This window comes from Gilliamella sp. BG7 (genome assembly GCF_046635565.1).
GTDB lineage: Bacteria > Pseudomonadota > Gammaproteobacteria > Enterobacterales > Orbaceae > Gilliamella > Gilliamella apicola_P.
In genome coordinates this window covers 1-9114 of the sequence record NZ_JBIDFB010000021.1, presented here as the reverse complement: position 1 = coordinate 9114, position 9114 = coordinate 1, and the positions used below count along the sequence as shown (strand labels likewise).

10 protein-coding genes are annotated in these 9114 nt (G+C 30.3%); 8 read left to right on the top strand and 2 right to left on the bottom strand.

All coding sequences use genetic code 11. The annotated features are described in order from the left end of the window. The first annotated feature begins 109 nt into the window (after positions 1 to 109). The 6 genes from ACGH49_RS10675 to ACGH49_RS10650 all read left to right on the top strand — a co-directional run bounded on the left by ACGH49_RS10675 (position 110) and on the right by ACGH49_RS10650 (position 4552). On the top strand, positions 110 to 997 hold the full coding sequence (locus tag ACGH49_RS10675) for a prohibitin family protein (protein ID WP_411589348.1): 888 nt from the start codon (positions 110 to 112) through the stop codon (positions 995 to 997). Positions 998 to 1114: 117 nt separating this feature from the next. Continuing rightward, entirely contained in the window at positions 1115 to 2002 is an 888-nt protein-coding gene (locus ACGH49_RS10670; protein WP_411589347.1) for a ParA family protein, read from the top strand. Next, positions 1999 to 2916 carry a ParB/RepB/Spo0J family partition protein gene (locus tag ACGH49_RS10665; RefSeq protein ID WP_411589346.1) on the top strand — a complete coding sequence of 306 codons (918 nt, stop codon included), beginning with the start codon at positions 1999 to 2001 and terminating at the stop codon, positions 2914 to 2916. Before ACGH49_RS10670 ends, ACGH49_RS10665 begins: the two co-directional genes overlap by 4 nt. A gap of 126 nt (positions 2917 to 3042) precedes the next feature. Beyond that, positions 3043 to 3498 carry a hypothetical protein gene (locus ACGH49_RS10660; RefSeq protein WP_411589345.1) on the top strand — a complete coding sequence of 152 codons (456 nt, stop codon included), beginning with the start codon at positions 3043 to 3045 and terminating at the stop codon, positions 3496 to 3498. A gap of 94 nt (positions 3499 to 3592) precedes the next feature. Next, a complete protein-coding gene (locus ACGH49_RS10655) occupies positions 3593 to 4198 on the top strand; it encodes a hypothetical protein (protein ID WP_411589344.1) in 606 nt (201 codons plus the stop codon). A gap of 42 nt (positions 4199 to 4240) precedes the next feature. Further along, a complete protein-coding gene (locus ACGH49_RS10650; protein WP_411589343.1) occupies positions 4241 to 4552 on the top strand; it encodes a hypothetical protein in 312 nt (103 codons plus the stop codon). Between the two features lie 203 nt (positions 4553 to 4755). Here the strand turns inward: ACGH49_RS10650 and ACGH49_RS10645 are convergent, their stop codons facing one another. Then, the gene (locus ACGH49_RS10645) at positions 4756 to 5700 is read right to left on the bottom strand and encodes a DNA-processing protein DprA (protein WP_411589342.1); all 945 of its coding nucleotides are present in this window, start codon (positions 5698 to 5700) and stop codon (positions 4756 to 4758) included. A 399-nt stretch (positions 5701 to 6099) separates the two neighbouring features. Here ACGH49_RS10645 and ACGH49_RS10640 point away from each other — a divergent pair, with 399 nt between their 5' ends. Continuing rightward, positions 6100 to 6324 (top strand): hypothetical protein, encoded by a 225-nt coding sequence (locus ACGH49_RS10640; protein ID WP_411589341.1) that lies wholly within the window; start codon positions 6100 to 6102, stop codon positions 6322 to 6324. Between the two features lie 219 nt (positions 6325 to 6543). On the opposite strand, the gene ACGH49_RS10635 is transcribed toward ACGH49_RS10640, so the two are convergent. Continuing rightward, on the bottom strand, positions 6544 to 7200 hold the full coding sequence (locus ACGH49_RS10635; RefSeq protein WP_411589340.1) for a recombinase family protein: 657 nt from the start codon (positions 7198 to 7200) through the stop codon (positions 6544 to 6546). A 742-nt stretch (positions 7201 to 7942) separates the two neighbouring features. On the opposite strand from ACGH49_RS10635, the gene ACGH49_RS10630 reads away from it, so the two are divergent. After that, complete coding sequence (locus tag ACGH49_RS10630) at positions 7943 to 8275, top strand: hypothetical protein (protein ID WP_411589339.1); 333 nt, start codon at positions 7943 to 7945, stop codon at positions 8273 to 8275. Positions 8276 to 9114: the final 839 nt, after the last annotated feature.

The window sequence follows — 9114 nt, the reverse complement described above, 5'->3', positions numbered from 1 at the left end:
TCGTTTTTTTTAATAAAAAGGTTAAAAATTACTTGCGTTGATACATCAACGTGATATAATAATATTCATAGAGTTAAACTTTAATAAGTTCATATATAAGGAGAAAATAATGAAAGAAGAAAAAACTAATTTTATAATTTCTATGTCAATTGCTAAAAAAATTACTATATCAATAAGTCTTTTTATCATTTTTATTATGGGGCTTTTTAGTTGGTATACTGTTGATGCAGGAGAAAAAGGTGTTCAACTAAGAAATGGAGCAATAATTCGAATAGTTGATGCAGGATTATATTTTAAAATTCCTCTTATTGATTCTGTTAACTATATAAGTACTCGAACACTGAATTTTACTTTCCAAGAAATGTCAACATATAGCAAAGATCAACAACCTGCAACAATCAAAGCATCAGTGACATTTAAAGTCCCATCTAATGAAGCAGGCAATGTTTATTTAAACTTTAGAGATATAAAAGGATTAGCTTTAAATACAATCGAAAGACAAGTTCCTAATCAAATTGAAAATGTATTTGGTCAGTATAGTGCTATCGAAGCAGTTCAAAAAAGAACACAACTCACAAAAGATGTTAATGAAGCTATTAAAAAATCACTTGAGTCGTACCCTATTATTGTTGAATCTGTTCAACTAGAAGATATTGATTTTTCAAAAGCTTATGAACAATCAGTGGAAGATAGAATGAAAGCCGAAGTGGAAGTTCAAACTCAAAAACAAAATCTCGAAAAAGAAAAAATAAGTGCTGAAATTGCTGTTACTAAGGCTCAAGCTCAAGCTGATAGTACTTTAGCTAAAGCTAAAGCTGAAGCTGAAGCGGCAATTTTAAAAGGTGAAGCAGAAGCTAAGGCTATTATAGCAAAAACTCAGGCACTACAGGCTAATTCAGCACTAATAGAATTAACAAAAGCTGAAAAATGGGACGGAAAGTTACCAGCTACCGTATTACCTAATTCGACATTACCTTTTATCGATGTAAAAAAATAAATATTTAGTTTAAAAACCGATTTCGATCGGTTTTATAAAATAATTTTGCGTTAGTTAATCAACATGATATAATAATATTCAATATATTAATGTTTTCTACTACATAGGAGATTAAAAATGAGTAAAAATGTAAATTCTTCAAAAAATGGTATTGTTATTAGTGTAATTCAACAAAGTGGGGGGGTAGGTAAATCAACAAGTAATTTTAATTTATCGCACATTTTGGCGAGTAAAGGCATGAAGGTTCTTTCTATTGAAAATGAATTGCAAAGCGATTTAATGTCATTCTACTTTGGACGAGATAATAAATTAAATATTAAAGTGCCTTCAGAAGTTTTAGAAATTAGCAATAAAAATGTTAATATCGGAAACGCCCATTCTTTAAATCTTTACGATAGGAATTCAATAATAGAGCCAATTAAAATAAAAGATAACCTATTTTTTATTGGATCTACTAAGCATCTATCAAAAATTTTAGCCGCTCCTTATGACGAAGTGGTTTATGATTATGAGGAAAATATAGAGAAATTAAAAAAACAATTTGATATTATCCTTATTGATTGTCCTCCAACAGAATCTAATTTACAGAAAGCCGCTTTATTAGCTAGTGACTATGCCCTAATCCCTACTTTTTTAGAGCAAAAATCCATTGGGGGGATAGCTGGGACAATCCAGTTAATAAACCATTTAAAAAGAATTAAACAAAGATCTCATTCAGATTTAAATGTGCTTGGAATTTTTGTTACTCAATATAGTTATACTTCACAGCAGAATAAAGCTTCTTCATTAATTTTAGAACAAGAATATAATCAAAAATTAATCGAGTTGTACCCCGACTTTTTACTCAAAACAAGAATCTCTTATTCTATGAAGATGCGTGAAAGTTCAGCTTTGCAGCAATCAATTGTCGATTATGCTAAAGAGGATAAGAAAGCTAGTAGAATTGCTAATGAATACGAATCATTAGCTATTGAAATTTTAAATAAAATAAGGGTTAGTTTATGAGTAAATTTGCAAAAAAATTAGCTAAAAAAGAAGAAGAGAATAACTCAAGTAATGTTAATTTATATTCTGAAATTGCTCAGCCAAATGCGTTCGGATTTGATAGTAATTTTTATAAAAATAAAATAATAGAATTAAAATGTGAACAAATAATACCTGATCCAATGCAACCAAGAAAAGTTTTTGAGGAAAGTGATATTTTAAATTTACTTTCTGATATAGAAACAAATGGCCAACTTCAACCGATTCTTGTTTCATTTGATCAGGATGAAGGTTTATATAAAATAGTAGTTGGTGAAAGACGATGGAGAGCAATTTCAAGATCAAATAAAGGCCTCAAGATAAAAGCTTTAATTGTAGATGAAATAGGGGATTTATTTGCTATCAAGCTTATACAAACAGCAGAAAATAAAGAAAGAATTAATCTCAATCCAATCGAGGAAGCTATTAATTATTTAGAATTGGTTAAGCTAGGGGAGAAGAAAGGTTTTAATCATCAACAAATGGCTGATATGTTGCATATTAGCAGAACTAAATTACATAAATATCTAGGTATTGCTCGCTCACAAAATTTGGTCGATTTTATTTCTGAAAATAAAATTACCAGTGACGTTGAATCTCTTTATTTACTGTCTACTATAGTTACAAAGTATCCTGATGCATTTCAGAACGAAGAAGTTGTAAATAGATTAAATAACAGGGAAAAGCCTTTTCGTAGTGTTGTTAATGATTTAAAGAAGCTTTTAACTGGAAGCATTGAAAAAAAGAAAGATATCATTGCTAAACCTAAGGAAGTTAATTCTTTCGACATTCAAACAATTGATGATGCCAACGTTATCTTAATTATTAATAATAAAGAGTTTTTATTGTCATTTGAACAAGTCGATAAGCTTAAGACGCTTTTTAATAAAATATAGTGTTCGCATGCGAACATTATATTGTACAAAAAATAGCAATTGAATAAATGATTATAATTCATTTAATTAAACAAAATTAACTTCTTTTATCCACATTTTTTGTGGATAACTTATTAAGGTGAAAAAATGGTTAAAATAAAGAAGGAATGGAATGATAAACAACTAGATTCATTCTGTTTTAGTACATTAATTATTTTATTGAATTTAACTCATAATTACAAAGGTGTTAGAAATATTTTTAGACTTGGGGGATTAGATTTTTTACCATCTGATAGTCAAATAAACAATTGGAGAAAAACTAAAAAAAATACGCCTATTTTTAGAAGTGAATACATGAAATGTTTTATAAGTGGATTAGCTAAAATAAAAAATGTTAATAATATAAATTTTGGGTTATTTGAAAACGGAGATAGAGTGTTATTTTTCTATGACACGTTTTTCAAATTATTTAATTGTTCTACTTTTACAAAACAAAACGAAGTAGGAATGGATGATTTAGATAACCTGATAAACACATTACATGAATCTAGAGTGAAAACAACAGAATGTTTATGTAGGATGAGAGGAAATGAAAAATGCTGAGAAAAATAATTTCTATTTAATAGTTGTTCGCATGCGAACAGTTAGATTTTTTCAAAAAAAGTACCATAAACCTTTTTATTACAGGGAATAAACAATGAATAGTGAAATAAATATTATACATGATTCTCAAGAAAATATTCCAAGGTTTGAACAGTCTTTCCAACAAATAAGCATTGAACAAAAAATAGTTAAATTTATTTGGTCTTGTTTTACTAACCTCGGTTACGCATTGAAAATTAATGATGAGTTTTTATCAATTGATGAATTGATGAAACACTACTCCAGATTGTTCTACGCAAATAATGGTGAGGAAATTTATTTAACGGTTGTTGATGCTGATAATAATGATGGGTGGATTACTCTCCAACCTCATAGTAGTCATTATGTGAATATGATCGTTACAGGGTGTAGCTCAAATTTAGAATTCCCCCTAAATTTGATTCAAACCCTATTTACGTCTAACCATTTACTAAATTGGCGTGATGCAAATCACTCGCTACCTAGAAAAGAAAGTATATACATGGAGTGTTCAAAATGGTGTTTGGTGTTAACTAAAAAAGGCAACATAAAGAAGAGTTTTTTTATTCAAGGTAAATACTGGGATGATGTGCAAGCTGATGACAAAGTAACTCACTGGATCTATCTTGAAGAATTGCCATTACCATTGTCTAACGTTGATTATGACCAAGGTTTTGGTTAGAAAAATATCAGTTACTAAATGTATCAAAATTATGAACAGATTATGATCTTGGATCAAAAAAATATTTCAATCTTTTTCAAATGGCATCAAGATATTCTTGTTTATGATAAAAGACCTGTTTTAGTAGAGGTAAAGTATAGAGAAGCATTTAAAAATAGTGCATGGAAAGAACTATTGCCAAAATTTAGAGCTGCTCGAAAATTAGCTAAATTGTTAGATAATGCAAAGTTTTTGCATAGATACATGCTGATAGAAGGTGATGCAGAACTTCAATTGTTACTTTTGGATAAATTGGCAGAGGTAGTAGAAACAACACCACATTTATTAATCAGCTCTATATTCAAAGATAAATGAAATCAAGCTCAGCTTATCCCTTCACTTTGGAGGTTAGTAGCTAAACGAGAGGTTGGCTGTGATTTAGCAACGTTATTAACAATGAACTCTAAAATTTGGGCTTTGTAAGGTATTTTATGGCACGTTTAACTCCAGGTAATGAAGTTGTATGGAATAAAGAAAAATGGATTCTTTTAGATATTCCAGAGGTCAGTAAGGCCTTATTAAAGAATCTTTAGACTCAGGTTTGAGAGTTCGCTTTTAGTTTTTAAACTAAATTCTGTCATTCGGTAATAATCATTTTTGCTTTTTAATACAATTATGTGTTCTAGTTGTTTTTGTGTACATTTTAGAAGTTTTATTTTTTCGGATTGGTCTTCATCTGTAATTACAATATTTGCTTTTATGCTATCTTCTAAGTTTTGCATATCTTTTTTAGTTGGGATAGGCACTGCAAGCCACCTATTATAACTTAGTGAGGCTCGGGGGGCATGAAGACTTCCACCAGTTAAGCTAGATTGGATCATAACCACCCCTTGAGCCATCCCTGCTTGTACCTGATCTCTTTTTACATACTGGTGATTCTTTACTTCTTGGTTAAAGCAATACTCGCTTATTAGCGCTCCCCCAGATGCAAGTATCTCCTCTGCCAATGGTATATTTTCCTTAGGATAAACCATATCCAACCCATGAGCCAATACCGCAACAGTATGCCCTCCAAGGCTCAGTGCTGTTTTATGAGCTCGTGTATCGCAGCCTATTGCTAAGCCACTTACAATGCTCCATCCATTTTCTACAAAAAAACGTGTTATTCGATTCGCAATTTCTGAACCTTGAGAAGTAGGTTTCCGAGTTCCAACAATTGCAACTGATTTTTCAGAGTGTTTACTAAGTTGCCCCTTTACGTAAAGAATAACAGGAGCATCTTTCGTCTCAGCTAATAGTTTTGGATATTCAGGATCTAGTAATGAGATAATACGAGCCTTATTCTTTTCAGCTTGAATTAATTGAAAATCTACTTGCCCTTGACAATTTTCCCACACTTTTTTATCAGATAAGGCTTTTTCAATTTCTGGACTATACTTTGCTAGGTCTTCGACTGTTAAATTGATAAAGTTAGGTATCTGTATTATTTTTTTTAAATACGCTGAACCTATTCCTCTCAGCATCGATAATGAGAGTAAGCAACGGGTTTCTCGTGAAATAATGCTCAAAATAGATCCTCTCTTTATTAGCTAATCTTTTAGTCATAGCAAGGAGGTGCACTACAAATGCTCCTTTGTATATCATAACTCTTTTAGACATAAAGTAAAAATGCTTTAAACATAACTCTAGCCAAGCAGAGTGTCTATAACTCACCCATGCTATGCTATTTTATTCTTTAATACTCTAGTCTATATAAGTAACATAATTTTATCTACAGTTTTTGAGTAGCTATTTTTATCATCCTTTTCTAAGACTAATAATTAAAAGTTGATGTACCAACAAAAAAATGTTAATATTAAAATTTATATATGCCAAGTTTATAGCGATTAATAATCTAGTGTCAGCTAAAAGGATTGAAATCAATGACTAAAACAACTAGCACCAAAAGAGTTATACTATTTAATTCAAAATTAAAACAACAAGGGGGAGACGTTCTTAATGGAATTCGATTAACACCTGAAAGTAATGCATCTATGATTTCAATTTCGTTAAGAACAAAAGGGTGGAGTAAAACAAAAATTATTAATTATCTTTTACGTCATTGTAATGAGCATTTTGATGATATTTTTAAGGATATAAAAAACTGAATCTAAATAGTCTAAACTTCGAAAAATAAAATAAGAAGTAACAAAATTAACCAGATATTTTCTTTTAAAGAAAAGTTATTATTAAATAAGCTGTTGCTGAACTACTATTCAATAGTTCAGCCTTCGATCTTTTCTAGAATACGACAATTTCTTGCTCGATACAGCCAGAGTTCACCTAATTTATCTTTGATCGGTTTTTATTGCTATTGTGGTGCGATATTATTTTGTGACAACGTCATGTTTAGAATGGTTATTAACTTCACTTTTCTTTTTGTGGTTTGTCCATATTTTTTTTACAGTTGAAGGGCTACAATTCAATAGCTCCGCTGTTTTGTTTATGCTTTTTCCTGAACTGCGATATTGTATAATCATTTTATGTAACTGAGTGTTTGCTTTGCGTCCTTTAAATTTTCCCTGAGCTTTAGCTATTACTATCCCCTCTTTTTGGCGTTGTCTTCGAGTTTCGTAATCGTCACGGGCTACTTGTAATGCTATTTTTAACAACAAGTCTTGCATTGAATCTATAACAATTTTTGTCACTCCAGTTGCTTCAGATGATATATCTGATAAATCTAAAATATCAGGTATACATAGTTTTGCTCCTTTTAATTTAATCGAATTGATTAAACTAACAGCTTCGTCAAGCGGTAGCCTTGTTAAGCGGTCTATTTTTTCAGCAATTACAACATCACCAATTTGTAGATCTTCGATCATTCTTTGTAATTCAGGTCTATTAGCAATAGCTCCTGAAGCTTTTTCTCGATAAACATTTGCAATGTAATAACCCTGTTTTTTCGTATCATCAATAATTCTTTCTTGTCTTTCCAGCTCTTGTTCTTTTGTGCTAACTCTTAAATATATCCTAGCAACTTTCATTCTTGTTCCTAATTAATCTGTGATATTTTCCTCTGCCCTTACCTTTTTAAGGTTAGGTGGTTATATTAACATATTAAATTCGGCTAGGCTATTTTAAGTTGTTGTTAGATATTTATTGACCTACTTTTATAGATAGGTTATTATAAGTATACTTTAATTAGCCATGAAGATTGAGGAATAAATGATGAAATTTAAGCAAAATCAAAATATTTTTATCATCCTTTTCTAAGACTAATAATTAAAAGTTGATGCACCAACAAAAAATGTTAATATTAAAATTTATATATGCCAAGTTTATAGCGATTAATAATCTAGTGAGGAAGCACTTAAAAAATTGGAACGTGATCCGATGTTATATCAATCTAAAGGAGAGCCTATCGATGAGGAACAAGGAGAGTTCAAAGAATTTAGGTTTTATTGTGATGATGAAAATATACTTTAATTATCATGCACGAACTAAGGAGATAATATGTTTAAAGTTTCTAATTCTTTGAAATATAAAATATTTTATTTGAGTTTGGGTTTTTCTGTTTCTGCACTAGTTGAATATCTCTTCTGCGTGTTATTTGGAAATAAAATTGAAATATATAATGATTTATTTTATATCAGTTTATTTATTTCAATTGCTTTATGGTCGCTTTTTATACTCATTTTTGCCTTCGATTTTTATTATAAAAAGAGAAGTAATTAGATGACTATATTAAAGAATAAATTATCGAACAACTAGTGAAAGGTATTAAATATGATTATTATAAATGTTTTACTGTTAGGAGTTTCAATCTATTTAATTGGTTTAACTATTTTTTATTTTTACTCGAATCAATATGGATCAGGTGTATATTTAAAAAAAAGAACTGTTACTATTTTGTGGGTTAGTTGGTGGGCAGGAATAGCTTTAGCGATAATATTATTTATTATTTTATATAATTTAAAAATCTCACAAGAAAAAGCTGAATGGCAAAATTTTATTAGAGAAAATCAATGTGTTTTAACCAAAATAAATAAAAATAAAATAAACAACGTTTGGTCATGTAAAAACGGAACATTACAAGTGATTAGCGACAATATCGAATGAATAATTACTAAATTTAAAAATAAGGCGTTATTTATGAAAATAGGCAATCTCAATTTTGGGTTTTTTACGTAGTAAAAAATGAAAATTGAGATTCAGCAACGAGACGTCAGGCGAGGCGGTAGCAAACGATATTTTTTTATTAGTTGAATCCTAAAAAATTTTTTTGATTCCTTTTGTGTTATCAGTTACTATATTAATGTTTCAGTATCCATTCTTCCTATTCCTTATGATTAAATAAAGCGCCTTTTTTGGGCATTTTTTCTACGAAAAATCGGGCTATATTTTTACTAGCTGAAGCTAGTAAAAACTCAAACCTGCGGTTTTCGCCCATACGGGTAACTATCCCTATGCCAGTTATTTTATTTGCTCGTGTGGAGCTATTTTGGTGGTAATTTTCCTGCTTTTTTTACTGATTATTGTAATGAGTGTTCGCATGCGAACAGTTATGGTTTTTAGTCTATTTATTAAAATAGGGTATAATTCGGGCAGGGCTATATTTTTTAATCTAGAAATTAAAAAATATCGTTTAAGTATTTAAAATACTTAAACCCTCCCATTGGTCGGCTAGCCCTGCTCCTCAGTTTTCAGTATCATTATCAGCAACAGCGTTACAATCAGTTATACACGAACTACACAATTTTCATGCCCACCTTCGGTGGGCCGCTCCCGTTCAATTTAGCTCTTGTTGGGCTAAATTTTCACTGGCTATGAAAAATGTGCATTTGTGCATAACTGGTCTGTTAGAGTTATAAGCATTGTTTGAGTTTTATGACCTAAATGTGTACGCACGCTATCCGCATGCGTACGCATTAAGTCGCAGTACCGTTCATACACGCTCA

Coding starts and splice junctions, on each gene's coding strand:
- ACGH49_RS10670 (WP_411589347.1), top strand. CDS start 1,115: ATGAGTAAAAATGTAAATTCTTCAAAAAATGGTATTGTTATTAGTGTA.
- ACGH49_RS10665 (WP_411589346.1), top strand. CDS start 1,999: ATGAGTAAATTTGCAAAAAAATTAGCTAAAAAAGAAGAAGAGAATAAC.
- ACGH49_RS10650 (WP_411589343.1), top strand. CDS start 4,241: ATGATCTTGGATCAAAAAAATATTTCAATCTTTTTCAAATGGCATCAA.
- ACGH49_RS10635 (WP_411589340.1), bottom strand. CDS start 7,200: ATGAAAGTTGCTAGGATATATTTAAGAGTTAGCACAAAAGAACAAGAG.
- ACGH49_RS10655 (WP_411589344.1), top strand. CDS start 3,593: ATGAATAGTGAAATAAATATTATACATGATTCTCAAGAAAATATTCCA.
- ACGH49_RS10630 (WP_411589339.1), top strand. CDS start 7,943: ATGATTATTATAAATGTTTTACTGTTAGGAGTTTCAATCTATTTAATT.
- ACGH49_RS10640 (WP_411589341.1), top strand. CDS start 6,100: ATGACTAAAACAACTAGCACCAAAAGAGTTATACTATTTAATTCAAAA.
- ACGH49_RS10660 (WP_411589345.1), top strand. CDS start 3,043: ATGGTTAAAATAAAGAAGGAATGGAATGATAAACAACTAGATTCATTC.
- ACGH49_RS10645 (WP_411589342.1), bottom strand. CDS start 5,700: ATGCTGAGAGGAATAGGTTCAGCGTATTTAAAAAAAATAATACAGATA.
- ACGH49_RS10675 (WP_411589348.1), top strand. CDS start 110: ATGAAAGAAGAAAAAACTAATTTTATAATTTCTATGTCAATTGCTAAA.